This is a genomic window from Mesorhizobium sp. M1428, assembly GCF_040317515.1.
GTDB lineage: Bacteria > Pseudomonadota > Alphaproteobacteria > Rhizobiales > Rhizobiaceae > Mesorhizobium.
In genome coordinates, this window is sequence record NZ_JAMYKT010000011.1 from 56,427 (window position 1) to 78,694 (window position 22,268).

The 22,268-nt window shown below is 60.4% G+C and carries 14 protein-coding genes and 7 pseudogenes; 12 read left to right on the plus strand and 9 right to left on the minus strand.

Translation table 11 applies throughout. The features are described 5' to 3' along the window. Positions 1–21: 21 nt before the first annotated feature. The 5 genes and pseudogenes from NKG60_RS17240 to NKG60_RS17260 all read right to left on the minus strand — a co-directional run. On the minus strand, positions 22–2,352 hold the full coding sequence (locus NKG60_RS17240) for a DEAD/DEAH box helicase (RefSeq protein ID WP_352706978.1): 2,331 nt from the start codon (positions 2,350–2,352) through the stop codon (positions 22–24). Further along, positions 2,261–3,583, minus strand: a complete 1,323-nt coding sequence (locus NKG60_RS17245; protein ID WP_352706976.1) for an ATP-binding protein — start codon at positions 3,581–3,583, stop codon at positions 2,261–2,263. The genes NKG60_RS17240 and NKG60_RS17245 overlap by 92 nt, the downstream gene beginning before the upstream one ends. Then, complete coding sequence (locus NKG60_RS17250) at positions 3,580–7,233, minus strand: TerB N-terminal domain-containing protein (RefSeq protein ID WP_352975223.1); 3,654 nt, start codon at positions 7,231–7,233, stop codon at positions 3,580–3,582. The genes NKG60_RS17245 and NKG60_RS17250 overlap by 4 nt, the downstream gene beginning before the upstream one ends. 342 nt (positions 7,234–7,575) lie before the next feature. Then, entirely contained in the window at positions 7,576–8,283 is a 708-nt protein-coding gene (gene scpB / locus NKG60_RS17255) for an SMC-Scp complex subunit ScpB (protein WP_352975224.1), read from the minus strand. Between the two features lie 5 nt (positions 8,284–8,288). Beyond that, positions 8,289–8,792 (minus strand): annotated as a pseudogene (locus NKG60_RS17260) (DUF1403 family protein); the annotation flags it as partial. A gap of 1 nt (position 8,793) precedes the next feature. On the opposite strand from NKG60_RS17260, the pseudogene NKG60_RS17265 reads away from it, so the two are divergent. Next, positions 8,794–8,928: pseudogene (locus NKG60_RS17265) on the plus strand (integrase); the annotation flags it as partial. 354 nt (positions 8,929–9,282) lie between these two features. Here the strand turns inward: NKG60_RS17265 and NKG60_RS17270 are convergent. After that, a complete protein-coding gene (locus NKG60_RS17270) occupies positions 9,283–9,990 on the minus strand; it encodes a B3/B4 domain-containing protein (RefSeq protein ID WP_352975225.1) in 708 nt (235 codons plus the stop codon). A 152-nt stretch (positions 9,991–10,142) separates the two neighbouring features. On the opposite strand from NKG60_RS17270, the pseudogene NKG60_RS17275 reads away from it, so the two are divergent. After that, positions 10,143–10,863: pseudogene (locus NKG60_RS17275) on the plus strand (IS5 family transposase); the annotation flags it as partial. Positions 10,864–10,958: 95 nt separating this feature from the next. On the opposite strand, the gene NKG60_RS17280 reads toward NKG60_RS17275, so the two are convergent. After that, positions 10,959–11,930 carry a LysR substrate-binding domain-containing protein gene (locus NKG60_RS17280; protein WP_352457357.1) on the minus strand — a complete coding sequence of 324 codons (972 nt, stop codon included), beginning with the start codon at positions 11,928–11,930 and terminating at the stop codon, positions 10,959–10,961. 122 nt (positions 11,931–12,052) lie between these two features. On the opposite strand from NKG60_RS17280, the gene NKG60_RS17285 reads away from it, so the two are divergent. The 8 genes and pseudogenes from NKG60_RS17285 (at position 12,053) to NKG60_RS17320 (ending at position 17,089) form a co-directional block, all read left to right on the plus strand. Beyond that, positions 12,053–12,520, plus strand: coding sequence for an ATP-binding cassette domain-containing protein (locus NKG60_RS17285; RefSeq protein ID WP_352457358.1), 468 nt, complete (start codon positions 12,053–12,055; stop codon positions 12,518–12,520). Next, positions 12,520–13,180, plus strand: a pseudogene (locus NKG60_RS17290) (amidohydrolase family protein). The gene NKG60_RS17285 and the pseudogene NKG60_RS17290 overlap by 1 nt, the downstream one beginning before the upstream one ends. Before the next feature lie 35 nt (positions 13,181–13,215). Next, positions 13,216–13,968 carry an SDR family NAD(P)-dependent oxidoreductase gene (locus NKG60_RS17295; RefSeq protein ID WP_352901809.1) on the plus strand — a complete coding sequence of 251 codons (753 nt, stop codon included), beginning with the start codon at positions 13,216–13,218 and terminating at the stop codon, positions 13,966–13,968. 19 nt (positions 13,969–13,987) lie between these two features. Beyond that, a complete protein-coding gene (locus NKG60_RS17300; RefSeq protein ID WP_352975226.1) occupies positions 13,988–14,827 on the plus strand; it encodes a transketolase in 840 nt (279 codons plus the stop codon). Continuing rightward, complete coding sequence (locus NKG60_RS17305; protein ID WP_502895560.1) at positions 14,824–15,846, plus strand: transketolase family protein; 1,023 nt, start codon at positions 14,824–14,826, stop codon at positions 15,844–15,846. Before NKG60_RS17300 ends, NKG60_RS17305 begins: the two co-directional genes overlap by 4 nt. Positions 15,847–15,952: 106 nt before the next feature. Continuing rightward, a pseudogene (locus NKG60_RS17310) lies at positions 15,953–16,239 on the plus strand (transposase); the annotation flags it as partial. A 71-nt stretch (positions 16,240–16,310) separates the two neighbouring features. Next, positions 16,311–16,466: pseudogene (locus tag NKG60_RS17315) on the plus strand (ATP-binding protein); the annotation flags it as partial. A 266-nt stretch (positions 16,467–16,732) separates the two neighbouring features. Next, a complete protein-coding gene (locus NKG60_RS17320; RefSeq protein WP_352532429.1) occupies positions 16,733–17,089 on the plus strand; it encodes a hypothetical protein in 357 nt (118 codons plus the stop codon). A gap of 137 nt (positions 17,090–17,226) precedes the next feature. Here the strand turns inward: NKG60_RS17320 and NKG60_RS17325 are convergent, their stop codons facing one another. Further along, positions 17,227–18,195: a glycosyltransferase family 10 domain-containing protein gene (locus NKG60_RS17325; RefSeq protein WP_352453731.1), complete on the minus strand. Its 969-nt coding sequence runs from the start codon at positions 18,193–18,195 to the stop codon at positions 17,227–17,229. A 535-nt stretch (positions 18,196–18,730) separates the two neighbouring features. Between NKG60_RS17325 and NKG60_RS17330 the strand changes: the two genes are divergently transcribed. Continuing rightward, positions 18,731–19,861, plus strand: coding sequence for a site-specific integrase (locus tag NKG60_RS17330; RefSeq protein WP_352975228.1), 1,131 nt, complete (start codon positions 18,731–18,733; stop codon positions 19,859–19,861). A gap of 242 nt (positions 19,862–20,103) precedes the next feature. Here NKG60_RS17330 and NKG60_RS17335 read toward each other — a convergent pair whose 3' ends face one another. Then, a complete protein-coding gene (locus NKG60_RS17335; RefSeq protein ID WP_352509878.1) occupies positions 20,104–21,765 on the minus strand; it encodes a tannase/feruloyl esterase family alpha/beta hydrolase in 1,662 nt (553 codons plus the stop codon). A 191-nt stretch (positions 21,766–21,956) separates the two neighbouring features. Between NKG60_RS17335 and NKG60_RS17340 the strand changes: the two are divergent. Next, positions 21,957–22,266, plus strand: a pseudogene (locus tag NKG60_RS17340) (integrase); the annotation flags it as partial. Positions 22,267–22,268: the final 2 nt, after the last annotated feature.

Consider the following 22,268-nt stretch of genomic DNA (forward strand, 5'->3'; position numbering starts at 1 on the left):
GCGAGCTACCGATCCCGGCGGTTACGCGACTTCATGCGGCGTATGACTTCCCAGTGTGTTGGAGGCGATCAGGGGCAAGTCCTTGGCGCTGATTCTTTCCACCATTGTGACCAGTGTCATTAGGTCGTTTGTGAGGAAGTTGTCGAACTTCGCCAATGCGGGTTGCGCTAGTCGTACAGCCAGGTCTTTTCCGTGTGGCGCCGGCGAACCGGCTATGTCCTGCAGCGTTTGCATGGCCTTCTCCGCTTCGCATTCCTGAAGCTCAATGGCATGCCCGAAATGCGATGCTCTAACCTCGCGCGACAGCAGTGCCAGGGTCAGCGTCTGCAGTTTCCTGGTTCCGACCCAAGGGAAAATCAGGACCCCCTCTCCATGCGTAATGATTGAACGACGATTCAGCTGCAGGTCCAGGAACGAACTGCGCGCCTCATCCAGCAGCCGCTTTGCGGCGGGATCGAGATATGGATAGGCCTCGTCGGATGCGAGAACCGTGCGCATCGTTGCCACCACATGATCGTGGATCGCCGCCCCCTTGCCATTGAAATGCGGTGGCTTTCCCGCCCGTGTCGGCTTGACCATGATGACCCGAGCGCGATCGTCGATTTCGCTGACTTGCCAGCGGCGCCCCGCAAAAATGATGGTTTCGCCACGTGCAACCGGGGAATTCAGCGGGTAGGTGCCGAGTGTGCGTGCATCGTGAATGATGCGGTACTCTCGTTCCGTGGCGAAAACAGCATAGAATTCGTACGATTCCGTGATTTTTTCCCCGGTCGATCCGATCATGAGCAAGCCTTCCGGAGACTGCTCAAGCAACTGGTTTTCAGGTGTGGCCATGCACCGGAGCAATTCGGCAAACAGCCTCCTGTCCACGGCTCGGAAGGGGCCGCGCTCGCATAACAGTTTCCAGGCGACCGTCGGGCTTACGCCCCCCGTCTGTGCTATCAGTGCCATCACTTGATGGAGGAGCGTTGAAAGATGCAGGCCAGCTGGCAATGGCGGCTCACACCATCCCCCCCGCAGGCACTCAACCATTGCAATCGACTGAACCAGATCCAGGCGTAAGCGATCAATTGGGTGTCGTCCCTTACCAATGGGGGGCTCGATGACGAACATGCGCAGCGTTGCGGGCTTTCCGGCCCTGCGGCCGGATCGGCCAAGGCGCTGGCGAAGTGATGCGACCGAAAAACCGGGCCCGATCTGGGCGATTGTCTCCACCTCGCCAATATCGATTCCGAGTTCCAGGGTGGTGGTCGCGACCGCCGTGGTCGGGCGCGGATCGTCTCGAAGTCGCGCTTCGACCTCCTCGCGCATTGCCCTTGCGAGATTGCCATGATGCGGGAAGAACTCATTTGGAAAGCTCGCTTCGTCGCACATCGAACGCAGCATGTCGGCATAAACCTCGACATTGGCGCGAGATCCGGCAAACAGCAGATTGCTCTGGCCGCGCAGCAGACGAAACAAGTCGGCCGCAAGCGCCGCTGGGACCGTCGGTTGTTCGAAAGGTTCGGCCGACTTTCTGGGCGGATCGCCATCGTCTGATGTGGCCGTGAGATCGCCCGGGGCGGTGCCGTCCAGCAGATAACCCCGGATCTGCAAACGGACCCCGTTTCCCTCGTCCTCGCCTTCCACGATCGTGACGCTGGTCCCTTTGCCGGGCCGCAGCGCCTCGGCAGCCAGGCTCATGTCGCCAAGTGTTGCCGACAGCCCAATTCGATCGATGCGGTCTCGCGCGGTCGCCACTTCGATCCTGTTCAGGATCGACTGCAGCTGCATGCCACGCTCGGTGCCGATGAAGGCATGCAACTCATCGATGACCACCGCATCGAGGCGCGAAAACAGCTGCGTAACCTCACCGCCCCTGCGAACGAGCAACGCCTCCAGCGATTCCGGCGTGATCAGCACGATACCTGACGGGCGTTTCCGTGCCCGGGTTTTGGCGTCCGCCGATACGTCGCCATGCCATTTGTGCAGGAGGACGCCACTGCCCTCGCACAGGCTCTCCAGCCGCCGGTGCTGATCGTTGATCAATGCCTTCAGTGGGCTGACATAGAGGATGGCGAACCCATCGGCGCTGCCTGCGTGCTCGGCATACCGGGTCAACAACGGCAGGAAGGCGGCTTCAGTCTTGCCGGCGGCAGTGCGTGCGGAGATCACGACATCGCCGCCCGCGAGGATGGCCGGAATGGCTTTTTCCTGGACATCACGCAGGGACGACCATTTCCGCTGCCATATCCAGCGCCTGACCGGCTCGGAAAGCGTGTCAAATGCGGAGGGTTGCAAGCTCGTCGTCCGATCCGCCTTCGACGTCGTCGATCGCCTGGTCGCCAGCACTGCCTCGATCTTCCGCGACATCCATTGCGCCGAGCATCTCTTTCCAATCCGTGCCGGGGTTTTGCTGCAGGATCGCGAGCAGATCGACGAAGGCCTTCACCGTGTTGCGCGGGGTACGAAAATAGGCCTCGCCGATCCGGTTGGCGCAATGGTCCATGAATGCGTGGAGCGCCTCATCCGGTACGAGCCATTTTTCCTGATCGCCCGCCGCAAAGACGTCGCGTAGCCGCTCCAGGAGATGGTAGAGTTCTTCCGGCGTCAGGTTCGGCAGATTGACCACCGGACCGGAATAGTCGGCAAGGCCATTGCCGGCAAAGCTGTTCCCGGCAAGGCGGGACTGCAAGGCCTCGTAAGAGTACAGGCCGCGCCGCGTGTCGAGCAGGAATTCCGGCGTCCCGCCCAATATGAAGCCGATACCCTGCGTCGTGCCCTGCAGAACATCGTTGAAGATGCGCAGAATCTGCTCGTAATTCTGTTTGCGGGCCTGGGCGCTCTGCAGCTTGTAGAGATTGACGAGTTCGTCGAGACAGATCAACAGGCCGCCGAAGCCAGCGAGCCTTGTGAAACGGGCGAGCAGTCTCAGGCCATCATAGAAGGACGCGTCGTCGATGATGGTACGCACGCCCAGGTCGGCCCGCGCCTCTGTTTTGGTCGTGTATTCGCCGCGCAACCAACGCAGCGCCGCGTCCTGCAAATTGCCATTTCCTTCCTCGTAACCGCGCGCATAGGCAACGATCACGGTTGCGAAATCATATCCGCCGACCATCTCGCGAAGGTCGCCAAGACCGTCCTTGATCGCGGTTTCGATGGTCGTCCCGCTGGAGGAAGCCCGCTCCGACGCTTTCTGGATGTAGCTTTCCAGAATGTTTCTGAGCGCCCCTCCGTCTGGAGCAGTGCGGGTCGCCAGGCTGGTGGCAAGCTCGGCATAAAGCGTTCGCGCCTGTCCACCGGTGGCATGGATGCGTCGGTCCGGAGAGAGGTCGGCCTGGCAGACGGCGAGCTTGCGCTGAAGTGCGATCTGCCTGATGAGGAACAGGAAGAAGGTCTTGCCGGCACCATAGGCGCCAATGACGAGACGGATGCTCGAGCCGCCATTGCTGATACGCTCTATGTCCTGAATCAGCGCTTCGATCTCGCGCTGGCGTCCGACCTGGATATGCTGGAGCCCGATGCGCGGTACGACGCCGGCACGCAAGGCACTGATGATGGTGTCTCGATCTCTCGGTTTGATCGGTGGGGTTTTTGTCGTCATGCTGACATTCCTTCGACAGACACGGTAAGCGACGGAGGCTGGGGAATAGTCTCGGGAAACAGGCTGGTGTTGACGGTGACAGGGTCCTCGCCGTCCAGGACGAGTTCATCGAAGCGGTCGAGCGACCAATCGTTCAGTGCTTGCTTCGCCGCGCCCGGCATCAGATCGGCACCACGCACCAGACGCTCGAAATCCGAAGCTGTCCAGTTGTCCTGCTCGATCAGTTGCGACAGAAGCCACGCATAGCGTCGCTCCAGTCCGTCGAAGCGCGCGTCGCCATTGGACGTCTCGATTTCCTCGATCGCGGGCGGAAGCTCGATCGGCGGCTCTGCTTCGTCGACGAAGATATCGGCAAGGACGCTGGACGTGCTCCGTGTTTCGCGTCGGATCGCTTCCAGACGCGAGATGTCGACGCGCATCGCAGGCGCTCCAGGAGGCGCCAGCGACACCGGAGTGCCCGGCGGCTGGATCCCGGCGGGGATAACCAGGGGAAGATCGTCACTTCCGTCACGCGGCTTGTTCTGCGGCGCAACACTCCCATGCAGTCGCGAATACAGGGAGTTTTCGTCGAGATCCATCAGCCTGAACAGTTTCTCCAGCTGCGACACTTCTCGTGCGTGAAGGGTTCCGTCTGCCGCGGCGACAGCCACCAATTCATCGGCAAGGTCTTCGCGGCGGTCCTCTGGCACGTCTCCTATGCGTTTGGTCCAATCCACCACGCGGCTGGCATCGGCTGCGCAGACGGTGAGTTCGGCTTTGAGGCGTACACGTTCGTCCCTCGACAGACCGGGCGCTTCGTTAATCCTGCCGAAGAGCCTGCGTTCCTCCAAGGGGTGAAGGAGACCGTCGGCGAAAGCGATCACCATGCCGAGCATGATTGACAATTGCATGGGACGGTAGTGGTCGCCGGGCTCGAGGTCAGCTTCGGCTTCACGCTCCAGAGCAAAGACCATCGCCAGTTCGTCTGGCTTTGCCGACTTCAGGGAAAAGGAAGGGTCGGCGGTATGGCCATAGCCAAAGGCGGCCAGAATTGCTGAGAGTTCCTTCTGCTTCGCCCGCGCGGAAATTTTGTTGGGCTCCATCCCGGCCAATTCAGCGAGTTGTCGCATGGGTATCAATATTCCATCACGCGCTAGTTCCTGGAGCCGGCTCAATGGGCGACCAGCGAGTGTTTCACAATTCTTCACGCGCAAACCCAAGGGCAGCTGAGCCGCAGCCGCAAGGCTAGGCGTCAGTCCCTCCGAACGGCCGAGCATGCGGCTGTAGTTGTCGAGCCGATCCGTGCAGTCGTCGAAGATGCGGCGTGCACCGCCTATCGGTTCGCTGCGGTTTGTGATGTCCGGCAGGTCACCGCCAAAGGCGCGGATTGCAAGATCGAACGTCCCGCTGCAGGCACGGTAGTTGACCTTCAGTTTTCGTACTCCGGCGGCCGGAACGCGCACACCATTTGGATATTGCTTCTCCACCGCTTCCGCGAACAGCTCTCGCAACAGAGTCTGTGCCCGTCGCGCCGGCGTTCGCACCCTCGTTTCGGGGTCGGCTAGGACGTAAGCCAACAAAAGGTCCGGCTCGATCGCCTCTCCGCTGCGCACCCGCATCCCGAGGGCGACCTTCAGCATTATCGGGATCTCGTAGCTATTTTCCTCGACCTCCAGATCAAACTTTTCTGGCAACCGAGCCGATTTTAGCTGGTAGGCCGAAAGCAACGCACCAGCATAACGCTTGAACGAACCATTCCCTCCATACACCTGCAATAGCCGGCAAACCTCGGCAACGACACCATCGGCGTCGGGTGGGCTTTCTTCCAACATGAGGCGGCGTTCGAGACCGTAGAAGTAGAGGAACACGTATCCGATATAGGCGTCGGGATCGGATCGCGATCCGGCAAGCCAGTCCAGAAAGGATTTTCGCGCCGGGGGCGAAATGCTCAAGTAGGACGGCCAGTAGCCCATCGTCTGACCGAGCGGATCGCCGTGAGCGCCCACGGTCAATCTCGGGTCGATCAGGCAGTTCTCCGGGTCGGTTGAAGTGCCCTGCCTCGGCAGGTGCTCGCCTACATAGATCATGCCCCCGGGAATGTCATGGCTTCCCACCATTGCTGCTGTATTCGCAGGAAACCAATGTGCCGACTGGCGGGCGGTGGGGCTCGCTCGCACTGCGGGTAGCCGGTCGAACCACCGCGGCTGGTCCGTTCGGGCCGTGTTGGGAACAAGCATAGGGCCGCGTTGCCGAATGAAATCCGAAACCTGAGCATTGTCCGATGCGAGCGATCCATCGGTTGTGGTCGTTACCGGGGTGACCTTGGTGGTTTCAATGCTTTGCCAACCCGTCTTTGCGGGAGCGGCTGAAGGATTGGGCAGTGGTTTGGGCGGTCTAATGGCTCCGCGTTGTCTGATGAAGTCGTGGACAGCTCTATTATGTGCGGCGACAGAAGTCGCAATATCTGATGGTAAGGCTTGTTTCTGTTCGACCGGTTGTCTTGCAACTGCAATATTGGCTGGAGCGATCAGATCGTTCCGAACCAAGAGGTGCCTGTTGCGTCTGGCCGATTGGTAGAGACCGCTATCAAGTTGGCTGCCCTTGCTTTCGGAACCCGACGGCTGCGTCTGATCCGTTGCGGCCGTAGGGGGAATGAGAACAGGACCGCGTTGTCGAATGGATTCCGCTATCTGAGCACCATGCGATGCGAGCGATCCCGTTGTCGTTACCGGGGTGACCTCGCTGGCCTCTATGCTTTGCCAACTCGTTTTTGCGGGAGCGTCCGGCTGCCTGGCTGAAGGATTGGCCCCTGATTTAGGCCATCGGATTGCTCCTCTCTGTCGGATGAAATCGTGGACGGCGGCGTTGTGTACCGCAAGAGAAGCCGCAATATCCGCCGGCAGGACCAGCTTTTGGTCGACTGGCTGCCTTCCAGCAGCATTGTTGGCTGGAACCATGCGATCGGTCGGGACATGGAGGCGATGCCTATCGGTTCTGGCCGACCGGTTGGGAGTGCGCTCAGGTTCGCTGCGCTTGCTTTCGGATGCCGTTGGAACCGACTCCGCTGCTGAATTTCTTCGGCGTCGCCGCAGGAAGAAGAACGCGGCTGCGATCCCTAGCAGGCCCAAATAGATCAAACGTGGCGTTGGGCTGGTTGGCCTCTCTCTGACCTTGTTGGGCTCCGGCGCCAAACGATCGGATTTGGCTGAAGCCCCCTCCGTATGCGTCAGCAAAGGCGGTGCCTGGCCGACATCGCCAGCTTTCCCGGCTTCCACGTTACTTGTCTCTGGAGTTACCGTCGTTGGAACACCAGGCTGCTCCAAACTCGAAGGGCGCGCATCCGTGGCTATGGGCGTCAACGGGCCACGCGCCACCTTGGGTTTCGGAAAAAGCGCCGCTGACGTCGCTTCGTCCAAAGTACCCGTCTGAGGAAGATTGCCCGCTTTCTGGAATGCCTTGAGCGCACTGATGGACCGACGTCCCCAAATTCCATCCGCGGTGCCGAGATCGTACCCATGTTCGGTAAGGGCCTGTTGAACCTGCCGCGCAGAGTATCGGGATTCCTGGGCAGTGGCGGTGCCTGCAACACTCAGCACTGTCGCCAAGGCGACAGCCACCGTCCAAGGAAATGGCAACCTCATCCCGTTTGCCCCGCCGCCCCGTTTAAGCATAGCTGGGATAAGTTCCTTTGAGAACTCGCGCTGTTACATTTCCTCCAAATGAGAACGGACGTTCAACAGCAGAAACTGCCGATCTCTTTGATTGCACTCTTCCCCCCTCGAACTCGTCCTCGTTCAGCCCGAACAGAAGCTCCATTCACGATAGCCGATCTGGACAACGGATGGCTCTAAGGCCGGGCCAAACGAGGCCGGGCTGAATTTCGACCGATGTCCGAAATATGCCCGCAAATTTCGGACAATGCGCCACCTGTCGGCCTGCCCACTGCCTATCGCCGATCGATCTATTGATCATGTACATGCAAACGCAGCGGTCGTTCCGTCGTCAGCGTCCAGCTATTCGTCGGCCTCGACTTCAACGGCCTCTTTGAGGCTGGCAAAGTCGGACATGATGTCACCAGCCAGCAGCTTCTCCTTGCTCAGCAGTCCGGCATCCTCCAGCGCTTCGAAATCCGGCAGGTCGCGCAGCGTGTCGAGACCGAACTCCAGCAGGAATTCTTTGGTCGTGACGTAGGTGTAGGGCGCGCCGGGCGTCGGGCTGCGCGGACCGGACGCAATCAGCTTCGCGCCGCGCAGATGACCGATGAGATCGCGGCTGATCTCCTTGCCGAAGAAGGAAGAAAGCTCGGCGCGGGTGATCGGCTGGAAGTACGCCACACACATCAGCACCAGCACTTCAGATTGTGTCAGATCCACGGCTCGCTCGTTTCCGCCGACCGCGGCACGGATGGCATCGGCATAGGCCGGCCGCGTCAGATGCTTCCAGCCGCTGGCGACGGCGACGAGGTCATAGGGCCGACCGCGCAGTTCTTCGCGGATGTCGTCGATGAGGAGATCAATGCTGCAGCTTTTGCCGACGATGCGCGCCAGCGTTTCGCGGTTGACCGGCTCGCTGGCCGCAAAAATGGTCGCCTCGACGCGATGCATCCATTCGCGCCAGCGCGCCTCCGGCGGCAGATGATCCAACTCCCGATCAAACAGGCGGTCGCCTGATCGATCGTCATCTGGCTGGTCGTTCCGTCGTCTGCGCGTCGCCTCGGCCATGGTCTTCAGAGTCCGTAGATGCGGAAGGTCGGACGGCCGGATAGCTCTCGGACGGCACCGAGCTCGCCCAGCCGGTCGAACAGGCGGCGCAATCCGCGATCGCTCATGCCGGCAATGTTTTCCGAGGCTACGATGGCGTCGTCGGACAGGAGCTTTTCGACGACGATGTCCGCCGCCTTGGCCCTGAGCTTTGGCGCAACGGCAAGCAGCCGGTCCGCCCGGCGCCCAAGTTCGGCGGAAAGATCCATCGCGCGCAGCGCAGCGCGCGCTTGCGCGGCAAGCAGGCCTTTCGCACGCTCAGGATTTGTCCCAATGCTTGTCGCCACAGAGTTGGCTGCCGATCGACGCGGGCGGGCGCTTGTGCCCAAGACCGCATCGGCGCCCAGCAGCGGCACCGCGTGGACCCAACCCATCCGTTGCGACAGCAGGGCGTCGGCGAGCCAGGCTCCAAGGGTGCGCCCAAAGCCGTGGCGTTCGGCGATCGCGATGGCGCCGGTCATTATTCCCACCCTCGCGTCCTCGGCCGAGGTCGACGAGCGCTATGTGCAAAAGCAGCTCGGTCACGCCTCGGCCGAGATGACGCGAAAGTATCAGCGCCGGCGCGATCGTTTCCGCGTCAATCTCACCAAGGCGTCCGGGCTCTGAAAAGCCCCCTCCCTGCCCCGTTTTGTCCGCTGGGATGAGGCGGTCAGATCTCAGGCGATAACATACCTCATCCAGCACAGCGAGCGCTGTATCCAGACTATCGGCGGCCGACGCTTCGTAGTCAGGCATGATCATCAACTGCGTTATGGCACGGCCCACAAGAGGGCATCGCGATAAAAGTACGCCAAACAACGCTAAGGGAGAACAAACGGTGATCTGATTTCGTTCGACGCTCGTTTTCGAGAGCCGTTCTGGGTCGTTCGCAATCAACTGTGTAGGCCAGCGGAGCGAGCAAGGAGCGCCAGATCCGGACAGGGCTGAGTGGGGTGTTTCTCCGAAAGGTGGGGCCATGCCCTAAGGAACACGAGATGTAGTGGACTCGTCGATCCGCGCTGTTTCGATTCGCGCACCCGGGCACAACGCTTGGATAAGTCCCATCAGATGCTCTCCGGTGGCCGTCATCTGTTTAGCTGACATTGGGCCGAGGGCTTCCAGCACGAGCCACATGGCGCGGGTATCGACCGTGACCATGGTGCGCCGCCCCTGCCGCCAGTTCCAGCGGCGGCACGTGACACCGGCATCATCGCACCAGATGACTTCGCCCGGTTCGGGATGCTCGCTTACCATTTCACCTTGCTCGATCGTGTCGAATGGCTCCGCTCCCTTCGCAGTTAAAAGTCTCGGGACCCCCTGGTAGAGATCGAGATCCTCCCCGCCAATCGGAACGCCATACAACACGCTGACGGCATTGTAGGCATCAACCAGTGGGGAAATCCGCGGGAGAGAGCCATCTTTCCGCACCCGCTTGAGAAGCGCGGCGGCCGAGCACGGCGTTCGATTGGCTTTTGTGCCGAAAGCCTCGTAGGCAACGGCCCACGCCGCAAGATGCGCGTCCCTTTGGGCGTCATCGCGAAGCGCCGCCTGTTCCGCCGCCGCAATCGTGTCGTTCAACGCCTGTGCATCCGGCACGTCGATTTCAGCGTTCCGCACCACAATGCTGATCAGATGAAAATCCGGGTAGCGGGCCTTGATCTCGGGGGCAATCAATGGCGTGAAAGACATGGGATGCTCTTTTCTCATGGGGAGGCTTTGCGCTGCGGGTCGTTCGGGAAATGTTTTGAAGAAAGGTGCTTGTCGAGGCGTTGGTGCGTGGAACATTTTTCAAGGGTTTGCCGATAGGCAGGCGAGATCGCCAACGACATGATCTTCGCCCGATGCCCTACAAACACAATGCCAGCCGCCGCCACCGAGTCGCGAAGATGAAATTCAAGGTGACAAACTGGCCGGAATACGAGGCGGGCCTTCGGCGGCGCGGCAGTCTGACGCTGTGGTTGACAGAAGAAGGCTTTGCCAGGTGGCATGCGCCGCGAAGAACGACCCGCGGCGGCCAGCCCCGCTATTCCGATCTCGCCATCGAGGCGGTCTTGACACTGGGATGCGTCTTCGGGCTTCGTCTGCGCCAGAGCGAGGGATTGGCGACCTCGCTGCTCGATCTGATGGGGCTTGATCTACCGGTTCCCGATCACACGACGCTAAGCCGCCGGGCGCAGATATGGGAACCATCGGCCAAGCGGCAGCGGCATCCCGAGGACGGTCCGCTGCATGTGCTGATCGATAGCACCGGATTTGAAAGTCTACGGCGCCGGCCAATGGCTGGAAGACAAGCACGGTGCCAGATCACGCCGGACCTGGCGCAAGCTGCATTTGGTTCTCAATGCCGACAGCGGGGAGATCATCGCCCATTGTCTGACCGACCAGGACGGCGACGATCCCTCGCAGGTGAAGCCGCTGCTCGACCGGGTCGACGCAGAGATCGACCAATTCACGGCCGACGGAGCATATGATGGCGGTCCCACCTACTGCGCGGTGCTGCAACACAGCGTCACCGCAAGGCAGCCACAGGCACAGGCTACGCGGAAAATGAAAAGCGGGGCCAACCCATTCGCTTGCACACAGCCTGGGTTTTGCCAGCTCCTCAACCGCAACGTGCTGTCAATCTTCGTCTTGCCATGTCTTGAACGCCGAACTGTTCACGCCATTGGCGCCGCTTTGTCATCCCGTGCCCCGAAATGAGGCCGTCGTTCGAACGATATGCGCAGTTGCTTATCCGCCAGAAACCGGCGAGCCAGATCGGTGTCGCGCTTACCCACGCGTGACACCCAGTCCGAAAACAGGCGAACCGCGCGCCGGTTCATATGCCGCGAAGGACAGACCAGCCAGTATCCCGGAAACTCGATGACCTCGAACTCTATCGAGACCGGAACCAGAGAACCCGACACCAGGTCCTCGAATGCGATGGATGTGCTTTCCAGGACCACACCTGCACCGTCCTTCGCCAGTTGAACCGACATTGACGAACGGTCGAAACGATAGGGATACGTCATGCGGGCGCCCTGGATACCGTTGCACGGCAGCCAATAATCCCACCGGAAATAGGCCTTCACACTGTCGATCAACCGCGCATGGCGAAGCTGCTCGCGCGGATCCGGTGAGATCGCGCGCAGTTCGGCAAGATAGGAAGGCGAGCACATCGGCAGGATCAGATCGTTGACGACGCAATCCGAATAAAGGCCGGCCCAGCCGCCGTCGCCATAACGAAGATCGAGATCGATGACCTCCGTTTCGAAATCCGAGAAATTGGGCGTGGCGTCGACGCGCAAATTCCAGCTCGGATAGCCCTTGCTGAACTCGGCCAACCGCGGCGCCAGCCATTTCTCGCCGAAGGAAGGACTGACGCGCAGGCTAAGCTGGAAGCTTTCGCGCTGCCGCACAATGGCATTACGCACCTCGCGTATGGATTCGAAAGCCTGGGTCGTGGTCTGGAAGAGCCGCTCGCCGTCGATCGTGAGCGAGAGATGGCGCTTTTCGCGCTGAAAAAGCCGCACCCCGAGTTGGTGTTCGAGCAGCCGCAGCTGCTGGCTAACCGCCGAAGGTGTCACCTGCAATTCCTGAGCGGCCTTTGCCACGCCGCCGAGCCGCGCGACTGCCTCGAAATGCGTCATCGAATTGAACTTGATGTCTGACCTCGTCCTCGTCAGTTAAGCTCAGCTACACAGAATGTTAAGAAACGAAAATTGAGCCGAATGTCAATCGGTCGCACAGTGGTCCCGGAAGGAGATACAGGATGGAGCCGAGTTCAACCCAAAGCTTGGGTAGCGCCGGCAACGTGCCGGGAGTTGGACAGGTATTGACCAGGAAGCCCCTGATCGAAGCTGCCAATATCGAGAAGAGTTATGACGCAACCCGTGTCCTGCGGGGTGTGAGTTTTCAGGTCCGGGCCGACGAAATCCACGCGCTCCTGGGCGGCAACGGCGCCGGCAAAAGCACTCTCATCCGCATCGTCACAGGGCTGACCTCACGCGAAGCCGGCGAGATTGGCTTCGCCTCGTCGAAGGCCGACCACAACAGCCCGATCATCGCGGTGGTGCATCAGGAGCTGGCGCTGTTGCCCGAGCTGTCCGGTCGCGGAAAACATCGGCATTGTGCATGCGAGGTCGGGCTGGTCGCAGATCAGCCGTCGCCGCACGCGCGAAACTGCGCTCGGAGCGCTCCAGCTGATCGACCCAGCGATCGGCGAAGCGATCATCGATAATGCCGGCACGCAAATTGTCCCTCCACGAAGGCCAGATCGTCCGGATCGCTCGTGCCCTTTCCACCGGAGCCGAAGTGCTGCTTCTCGATCCCGGCGATCCGGTTGGGGAAACGCGCTGGCTGCAGGAGATCGCCAACAAGCGAGGCTTTCCGCATGGCATCGTCGGCTATGCCGACCTGTCCCAACCCGACGTCGGCGACCTCCTCGACCGCCACATGGAATATCCGAACTTCCGCGGCATGCGGCAGCCGATGAATTATCATCCCGACCCCGCCAAGACCTATCTGGCGCGGCCGGAGGTCAGTCGTACGCCCGAATGGCGGCGCGGCTTCCGGGAGCTGGCGAAGCGCGGGCTGAGCTTCGACCCGCAGCTCTACTATCCGCAGATGAGCGAGTTCCTCGAACTGGCGCGCGACTTTCCCGACGTGCAGATCATTCTCAATCACACCGGCATGCAGGTCGACGGCGCCGAGCATCGAGGAGGCGATCGCAGCCTTCGGCGTCGGCCGCTCGATGTTCGCGACGAACTTCCCCGTCGACAAGCTGTTCTCGAGCTTCGACGCCATTTTGAACGCCTTCAAGGAAATTACGATCGCCCACCCGCACGAGGAGCGGCTCGCGCTGTTCCATGACAACGCCGCCCGGTTCTACCGACTTTAGATCACCGGCAAACAGAAATAGCAGGAGAGTTCGACTTGTTGCTGAAGGGCAAGGCCGTGGTGATTTCGGGGGCCGCGGGCCCCCGGGGAATTGGCCGCTCCACGGCAGCGCTGATGGTACAGCACGGGGCTCGCGTTGCAATACTCGACCTCGATGACGGGCAAGCGCGTGACGCCGCTGCGTCGCTTGGACCCGACCATATCGGCCTTGCGTGCAACGTCGCGGACCTCGACGCCTGCAAGAGGGCGGCGGCGCAAGTGACAGAAACCTTGGGCAGGATCGATGTGCTCTGCAACAATGCGGGCGTCACGCAGCCGGTCAAGACGCTGGAGATCAGCGCGGCTGACTGGGACCGCATCCTCGATGTCAACCTACGCGGCGTGCTCCATCTCAGCCAGGCATTCATCCCGAACATGCGCGAAAATGGCGGCGGCTCGATCATCTGCATGTCGTCAGTTTCGGCCCAGCGCGGCGGCGGCATCTTCGGTGGCCCGCACTATTCGGCTGCCAAGGCGGGTGTTCTGGGGCTTGCCAAGGCCATGGCGCGCGAATTCGGTCCCGAAGGCATCCGCGTCAACTGCATCACACCGGGCCTGATCCAGACCGACATCACCGGCGGCAAACTGACCAACGCCATGCGCGCCGAAATCATCAAGGGAATCCCGCTCAGCCGGCTGGGCGAGGCGCGCGACGTAGCCGGCGCCTATCTCTTCCTGGCTTCCGATCTGGCCAGCTACATCACCGGCGCCGTGATCGATGTCAACGGTGGGATGCTAATCCATGGCTGAGTGGACAACGGAGCTTGAGATGCCTCGCGCTGGCAGCAATGTCAGCCTGGCCGAACGAGCCTATCGTATCCGCCGACGCGCCGTGCGGATGGGTCAAGTCCAGGGCCAAGGTTATGTCGGACAGGCGCTGGGTGTCGCCGACGTGCTTGCCGTCGCCTATTTCCATGCGCTTCGTTACCGGCCGGAGGACACGTTGTGGGAGGGACGCGACCGCTTCCTGCTGTCGATCGGACACTATGCGATCGCGCTCTACGCGGCTCTGATCGAAGCGGGCGTGCTGCCGGAGGAAGAGCTCGAAACCTATGGCAGCGATGAAAGCCGTATGCCGATGTCCGGCATGGCGCCATACACGCCCGGCATGGAGATCACCGGCGGCTCGCTCGGTCACGGCCTTGGCATTGCCGTTGGCATGTGCATGGGGCTGACGCGCAAGCGAAGCGACAGTTTCGTCTACAATCTTTTGTCCGACGGCGAGCTCGGTGAGGGCTCGACCTGGGAAGCCGCGATGTCGGCCGCCCACCACAAGCTCGACAATCTCATTGCCATTGTCGACTTCAACAATCAGCAGGCCGATGGTCCGTCGACGGCCATGCTCTCCTCCGAACCGGTGACCGACAAGTTCGAGGCGTTCGGCTGGCATGCGCAGCGCGTCGACGGCAACGACATCGAGGCGGTCCGCAAGGCCTTCGACATGGCGCGCGGCCTGAAGGAACCTCGTCCGCGTGTGATCGTTTGCGATACGCGCATGGCCAAGGGTGTGCCATTCCTGGAAACCCGCGACATCACGCATTTCATCCGCGTCGAACCGCACGAATGGACGTTAGCGCTCGAAGCTTTGGAAAAGGGACGTCCGCGTTGAGGTTGTCAAAGTTCGCGCCGCGCCACGCCGCCAATGCCGGTGAGCGCAAGACCACATCGGCGATGATCGCGTCGATCGCGCCCGATGGCGTACCGACACGCAATGCGCCGTTCGGGCACACACTGGCCAGACTGGCGCACCAGCGGCCCGGGATAGTTGGCCTGACGGCGGACCTCGCGAAATACACCGATCTCCATGTCTTCGCACAGGAGCATCCGGACCGCTTCTATCAGATGGGCATGGCGGAGCAGGTGCTGATGAGCGCCGCCGCCGGCTTGGCGCGGGAGGGTTTTACGCCCTTCGCCACCACCTACGCCGTCTTCGCATCGCGACGTGCCTACGATTTCATCTGCATGGCGATCGCCGAGGAGAAACTCAATGTGAAGATCGTCTGCGCCTTACCGGGGCTGACGACCGGCTACGGCCCCAGCCACCAGGCGACGGAGGACATCGCGATTTTCCGCGGGATGCCGAACCTGACGATCATCGACCCTTGCGACGCGCTCGACATCGAACAGGCCACGGAGGCGATCGCGGACTACAACGGGCCGGTCTACATGCGGCTTTCGCGCGGTAAGGTTCCTGTCGTGCTCGACGAAGACGACTATACATTTGAAATCGGCAAGGCGCGAATGCTGCGCGAGGGCGCGGACGTATTGTTCATTTCCAGCGGCCTGATGACCATGCGCGCGCTGGAGGCCGCGAAGGCGCTTGAAGCCGACAGGATCGGCTGCGCCGTTCTGCACGTTCCGACGATCAAACCTCTGGATACGGAGGCGATACTCGCTGCCGCGCGCCGTTCGGGACGGCTGGTGGTGGCGGCGGAGAACCACACCATCATTGGTGGCCTTGGCGAAGGCGTTGCCGCGCTGCTGATGCGCGAGAGAGTGACCCCAGTCTTTCGCCAGATCGCCCTGCCCGACGAGTTCCTCGACGCTGGCGCGCTGCCGACGCTTCACGATCGCTACGGGATCTCAACTTCCGAGCTCGTGCGCCGCGTCCGCATTTGGAGCGAATGAGAAGTAAGAGCTCTCCCCACACAACAGTTGAGTCATCGACCTTGACCTTGCCCCTCTTATCTAATCCGGTTTGAAGTTCGTTCTGGCCCATCGAGAGGACCAGGACATGAAACGTAGCCGCTTCTCTGAAGAGCAGATCATCGGAATTTTGAAGGAACATGAGGCCGGGGTATCGGTTGCCGATCTGTGCCGCAAGCACGGGGTCAGCGACGCCTCGATTTACAACTGGAAGGCCCGCTTCGGCGGGATGGATGTCTGCGAGGCTCGGCGACTGAAGGCTCTGGAGGACGAGAACACGCGGCTGAAGCGGCTTTTGGCCGACGCCATGCTCGACAATGCCGCGTTGAAGGATCTTGTGGGAAAGAAATGGTGACGCCCGCGGCCAAGCGGAAACCTTTCCAGCGACCAGATCGATCAACTTCAACGCCGACTGCAACGGACCAGGCGATCAAGGAAAGGTGCATCATGAAGCATTCGCGGAGCCGACAATAGCCGACGCCATTCTCGACCGGATCATCCACAACGCCCATCGCATCACCCTCGAAGGCGACAGCATGAGAAAGCAAAAAACACCGCCGCCCTTGACCGGCGCCGAAAACGGCGAAATCAATCGCAAATGACTTCAACCAGGCAACCGAGCGCCGACCCCATCCTGCTGTCCGAGAATTAGTGAAACTGCTGTCCGCGATTTAGCGGAACGACTGTCCCGTTTTTGCGAAATACGCACGTCCGACGCAGCTTGCGTTGACAGAGGCGGTTTTACGCGCAGTTGCAATAGCACTTCCGCCGGCCTATTTTTGTGGAGTTCAATTGTGGTTCGGCCAAGGGCGCTTTGGGCGCCGGACCGGCCCCGTGTAAACCTCATTAAAGAGAGACGAACCCTGCCATGGAAGAATTCTTATCGCGCATCGCCACTGGTGCCGGCATCGACCCGGCTCTCGCAGAGAAGGCCGTTGGGTTAATGCTGGGTTTCCTGCAACGCCACGCGGCCGACGGTCCCGTTGCGCGCATGATCGCGGCCATTCCCGGAGCTTCGGAATTAGTGGCGAAGTATCATGGCAACGACCCAGAGGGCGGAGGCGGCCTCATGGGGCTCGGCCAGCAATTGATGAGTGAGGGTCTCAGCATTCTAAAGATCGCCGCCATCGCCAACGAGACGATCGCCTTCGCCAAGGAACATGCCGGCGACGAACTCGTGGACGAGGTCCTCAATTCCGTTCCTGGCCTTCCCCAGTTCGTCTGATCAGCGGCAGCCGGGGCGCATGACCTCGTGCGCCCGTGCCGGCCCGTCTGCGCAGGTAGGCATTCTCCGCCGAGCGCTCCGTACCGATCTCGCCAGACCACCAACCGCCTGGCACGCGAAGCGAGCGTTGGAGTACTTCATTCGTCTGTCCCAAAATCGACCGCAGGCGAACCGATGTGTATAACTTCCGGCGGTAAGGGTTTATCGTGAACGCTTTCGATGAAGCCCGCGAGATAAGCAAACGTATTGTATTTCTCAAGAACCAACCGCTTCGCCTCTTGTATTGCGCCGCGACGCTCCTTCCAGAGGTCCGAGTCGATGATTTCTTGAATTTTTTGGATTACGTTCTTGTCCTCTGGGTCAATCAGAACCATTGAGTCGGAAGGGAAGAACCTCGTGATTGCCGGGCTGCCGTAATAGATCGGCATTGTTTCAGCAACGAAGCAGTCCATAAGCTTCTCTGTAAAATAGTAATCAGCACGAGTATTCTCGAAAGCTATACTGTAACGGTACGGTGCGAGTGCGTCCCATTTATCTCCAATCAGCCGAAAACCTCGGCCGAACAGGTCAAAATCGAGCTCCTCTCTCAGCCGTTCCAGAAACGCCAGCCGATATCGATGCCCTTTAAGCAGGGCGATGTTACTGGTAATCCATGAGAGCCGAAGCGGCTTGTCCACGACTTCGCTGACCAGAAGTTGGTCATATGTCTTTGTTACAGACCAAGACCGAGTGATAGGTGGAGACAAAACGAATCGGCGCTCTGCATTCTGCCGAGCAGCCAGCTCTGCGTCAGACGTCAGGACGATGGTATTTTTCCCCTGCCCTTCATGAAATGCGCGATGAGCTTTCGTCGGCGGTTCGCCGATTGCAAAAATTGTCCTGTTTGGACTCGCCTCGATATCAACAGGGAGCCCAAAAATAGAAGCAGAGTTAAAGACAATATGCCAATCGGGCGCGAAGGATGTCCTGCGTACAAAAGCGACATTGTTCCAGATTCCACTGCCCTTTGGAGTGAGATGGTGGATTGCATCATCCAAAACGCCCCAAGAATCCAGACATGTAGCAACAATGGGCGCCGGACGTTCCGTCAACAATTTGGTCGACAAAGCAGTTCCACCCCATTCACTTCCGTTGGACCGGGAGCAACTCGTGCATCGGGCGCAAGACCTCTCCGCGCCTGAAATAGCTCGCGATCCTGATCGGTATCAAACACACGATTCTGTGCGACTTCGCGATTCTGTGCGACTTCGCGCCATTCGACAACTCATCTCTAAGACCGCGGGAATCCCTTCACTCGTGAAGGTACTCAATCGCCATTTCGGATTGCGGTAAGATTGGGCAGCATAAACCTTCCGGGACCCGCTGTCGAGGCAATTGTCGCTTTGCACCTAACCAGGTTCTTCCTCACTTTGTGTGGTGATCAGGCCGGTTGAGTGGCAGCATGCGTGCCCTCTAAAATATGGAAGTTGACTACATTCTTATTATTAATCGGGATATACGACCAGTTTAGAGGCCGCTCGCCTCTCACAGGCGACGTTTGCAGCGGCGACGGCAGATCGAGATATTGGCGGGTTGATGCCGGGCTTTGTCCGAAATCTGTGGTCCGATTTCGGACGAAGTGACGGTCAAGATGTCCGAAATATGCTACGAATTTCGGACAAGCTTCACACACAAAGCGCCGCGGCTTTGCCCGACATCGTCGATATCGTCATGCAGATGGGCGATGCCGACCTAGCCTCGTCCCCTCCCCTTCCAGCCATTGCCAATCCCAGCCTGCCTGCGCATCCGCATCTTGAGGCGCTCGCCGGCCGCGCGCGCGATTATATCGAGGCGGCGAGTTCGGCCAACACGCGCCGCGCCTACGCAGCCGACTGGAAGCATTTTTCGAGCTGGTGCCGGCGCCAAGGCATCGAGATGTTCCCGCCCGATCCTCAGGTCGTCGGGCTCTATATCGCCGCCTGCGCGTCAGGTACGGCTACTGGCGACAAAAAGCCTAACACCGTTTCAACCATCGAGCGCCGGCTTTCGTCGCTCTCCTGGAATTGTGCCCAGCGCGGCCAGCCGCTGGACCGCAAGGACCGGCATATCGCCACGGTGATGGCTGGCGTTCGCAACACCCACGCCTCCCCTCCCCGGCAGAAGGAAGCGATCCTGCCCGAGGATCTGATCGCTATGCTCGAGACCCTCGACCGCGGCACGCTGCGTGGTCTGCGCGACCGCGCCATGCTGCTTTTGGGTTTCGCCGGCGGCCTTCGCCGATCCGAAATCGTCGGCCTCGACGTCGGCAGGGATCAGACCGAGGACGGGCGCGGCTGGGTCGAGATTTTTGCCGATAAGGGTCTGCTTGTCACATTGCGCGGCAAAACCGGCTGGCGCGAGGTCGAAATCGGCCGCGGCTCCTCCGACGCCACCTGCCCTGTGGTCGCTCTGCAGACCTGGCTAAGACTGGCGCGCATTGCGCACGGACCGCTGTTTCGGCGCGTTGCTGGTCAAGGCAGAGCCGTCGGTGCCGATCGCTTGAACGACCAGGAGGTCGCACGCCTGGTCAAGCGCACGGCGCTCGCCGCCGGCGTGCGCGGCGATCTGTCGGAGGGCGAACGGGCCAAGAAATTCGCCGGCCACTCACTGCGCGCCGGCCTCGCCTCGTCGGCCGAGGTCGACGAACGCTATGTGCAAAAACAGCTCGGCCATGCCTCCGCGGAGATGACGCGAAATTATGAGCGCCGGCGCGATCGTTTCCGCGTAAATCTCACCAAGGCGTCCGGGCTCTGATGCCCCCGTTTTGTCCGCTGGGATGAGGCGGTCAGATCTCTGGCGATAACAATTACCTCATCGAGCACAGCGAGCGCTGTGTCCAGACTATCGGCGGCCGACGCTTCGTAGTCAGGCATGATCATCAACTGCGTTATGGCACGGCCCACAAATTCCGGGTTTAGCTTTTCCAACCGATCCTTGGTCCGGGAGACCTGTTCCGGGAATGCGCGCAGATTGAAGCGAACAAATGACGAGGTCTCTTATCCCCGACACGAATAGCTCGCGATCTCATCGGGATTTCCCTTACCGCCATAGGCAGCTTGAGTGGGATAAGCGCAGATCGGCTGGTGCTTGCCGGGGAATGCCTTGCTGCCAGCCGCGAGAGAATCCGGAGCCTTGTCTTGGTTTATCCAGCCCTCGATGGCGGCCAAAGGATCAAAGTCGTCGAAGGCTTGGCCATCGCCGCAGTGGGTCATCCCCGGGATTATGAACATGCGCACGAAACGGCGAGTCGCTTCCAAATCGCCGCCGCTTGTGACCTCGACGACTTGCTTGTACCAGCGCACCAGATCGTTGGCTGAGAAGACCGGATCGGAAAGTCCCTGAAACAAGAGCAGCTTTCCACCGTGGGCTGCGAAGCTGGCGAGATACGTGCCGGTCGCATCATTGAGCTTGGCCGTATCCGCAACGCGCGCCGGATCCTTGTCGAAGTCGAACTTCAGGGGGTCAAAATTCGGCGCCGGGGGCGTCATGAAGTAGTATTGAAGCGAGCGGGCTCCCAGAACGATGTTATTTGCATCCGACTGGGAAGTGGGGGAATTGCCCAGCTTCCACATTCTCCAGTCCGCGCCCGCAACGCCCGTATCATATGGCCAATCGCTGTAAAGCTTTTCGCCATCGGAGCTTTCCGGACCCGCGAACGCGCGGCTCATGGCCTGCACTTGACCAGCCGTGAGGCAGCTGTCCGTCTTATCGCCTTGGCAGGACAGGACCTTTGGGTCGAACCGGCACTGCTGCCAGGCGTTGATGACGCCATCCTCAATGCCATCGCGGGCATCACAGGCAGCGAGAACCGCCTTGGCGACGATGTTCAGATCCTGCTGGGAGAAGGCGCGGGATAGAATGGGATGGCCGGCCTCATCCTTGGGAGCGATGCTCATGTACTGGCGAGTATCCCAGGCTTCGGCAATGTTGGCGGCACTGAGACGAAAACCCGGGCTACCTGCAACAATGCCGTCGAACTCGAGCGGATATCGCTGAGCCGCTATCAACGCCTCACGACCGCCATTCGAGCATCCCATGAACACCGACTTTTTCGGAGCCGCCCCATAGAACTTGGCAATCACCTGCTTCGAGACCGAAGTGACTTTGCCAATGGAGGCGTACGCAAAATCAATGCGTGCGGCTTGATCGACCCCGAAAGCCGGATCGGGGCTTGGGTGCCCGCCATCCATGCTTACAACAGTGTAGCCGCGCAAGAGCCCGGGAGCCGCGGTCGAGTTCCGGCAAGGAATGGTCCCGACGGCCGGCGCCAGGAAGCCATCAACTGCGCCGCCGCCCTGGAAAAGGAACATGTCGTTCCAGGTCGTCGGAAGACGCACCTCAAACCGGGTGCCATATGATTGACCATCGACCCCCTGGCGTTTCCCGATAACACCTCGGACAAGGCAGTGCCCGCCCACTTTTACCGCCTGAGGCGAGGCGCCGGTGAATGCAGTGAAGGGATCTGCGGGGATCTCCTGCGGCTTTTGAAGGCTAGCCTCGGTAAAGATCACGCTTGGAATTTTGAGCTTGGCGATGGACCGGCACGCCTGATCCGACGCGTTTGCCGCCAGTGCAGGCGCACATACACATATGATCGCCAACATCAGTGCCAGCGTGCACCCGCGGTCCCGCAGCTTGAGCCCGTTAGCCAAGAACATACCCATCCTCCCTGGATGCGCCCGATAGCCCGAAAGCTGATCGCATTGGTAGCTAGTTGTGAGCTTTCAGTAGGTTGTCCATCCGGTCCGAACCGGGAAAGCTGAGATTGTCGAAGCTTCAGTGACTCCAGGGGGACCGGATGAACATCCATAAGAATACCGGTCTGACGCCGCTCGGTCGAGAGCGGATTTTTTGCGCCTGGGCGCGCCGGCAGCACCTCGAGGTGTTGCCGCCTGATCCGCAGACCGTCGGCCTCTACATGTGCATCCAGAAAGGTTACAGGAGACAAGAAACCAAACTCTGTGGCGACGATCGAGCGCCGTCTCTCCTCCCTGGCGTGGAATTATACGCAGCGTGGCGAGCCGCTCGATCGAAAGGACCGCCATATCGCCACCGTGCCCGCCGGCATCCGTAACAGCCACGCAAAACCGTCTGTGCAGAATGAGGCCATACTTCCCGAAGACCTGATCGCCATGCTGGAGACGGTGCTCCGCAAGACCCA

Excerpts from the sequence above, each read along its gene's own strand:
- NKG60_RS17280 (WP_352457357.1), bottom strand. The coding sequence starts at position 11,930 with ATGACGCATTTCGAGGCAGTCGCGCGGCTCGGCGGCGTGGCAAAGGCC.
- NKG60_RS17240 (WP_352706978.1), bottom strand. The coding sequence starts at position 2,352 with ATGTCGCGGAAGATCGAGGCAGTGCTGGCGACCAGGCGATCGACGACG.
- scpB (WP_352975224.1), bottom strand. The coding sequence starts at position 8,283 with ATGGCCGAGGCGACGCGCAGACGACGGAACGACCAGCCAGATGACGAT.
- NKG60_RS17330 (WP_352975228.1), top strand. The coding sequence starts at position 18,731 with ATGCTACGAATTTCGGACAAGCTTCACACACAAAGCGCCGCGGCTTTG.
- NKG60_RS17320 (WP_352532429.1), top strand. The coding sequence starts at position 16,733 with ATGGAAGAATTCTTATCGCGCATCGCCACTGGTGCCGGCATCGACCCG.
- NKG60_RS17285 (WP_352457358.1), top strand. The coding sequence starts at position 12,053 with ATGGAGCCGAGTTCAACCCAAAGCTTGGGTAGCGCCGGCAACGTGCCG.
- NKG60_RS17250 (WP_352975223.1), bottom strand. The coding sequence starts at position 7,233 with ATGCTTAAACGGGGCGGCGGGGCAAACGGGATGAGGTTGCCATTTCCT.
- NKG60_RS17300 (WP_352975226.1), top strand. The coding sequence starts at position 13,988 with ATGCCTCGCGCTGGCAGCAATGTCAGCCTGGCCGAACGAGCCTATCGT.
- NKG60_RS17270 (WP_352975225.1), bottom strand. The coding sequence starts at position 9,990 with ATGTCTTTCACGCCATTGATTGCCCCCGAGATCAAGGCCCGCTACCCG.
- NKG60_RS17335 (WP_352509878.1), bottom strand. The coding sequence starts at position 21,765 with ATGTTCTTGGCTAACGGGCTCAAGCTGCGGGACCGCGGGTGCACGCTG.
- NKG60_RS17245 (WP_352706976.1), bottom strand. The coding sequence starts at position 3,583 with ATGACGACAAAAACCCCACCGATCAAACCGAGAGATCGAGACACCATC.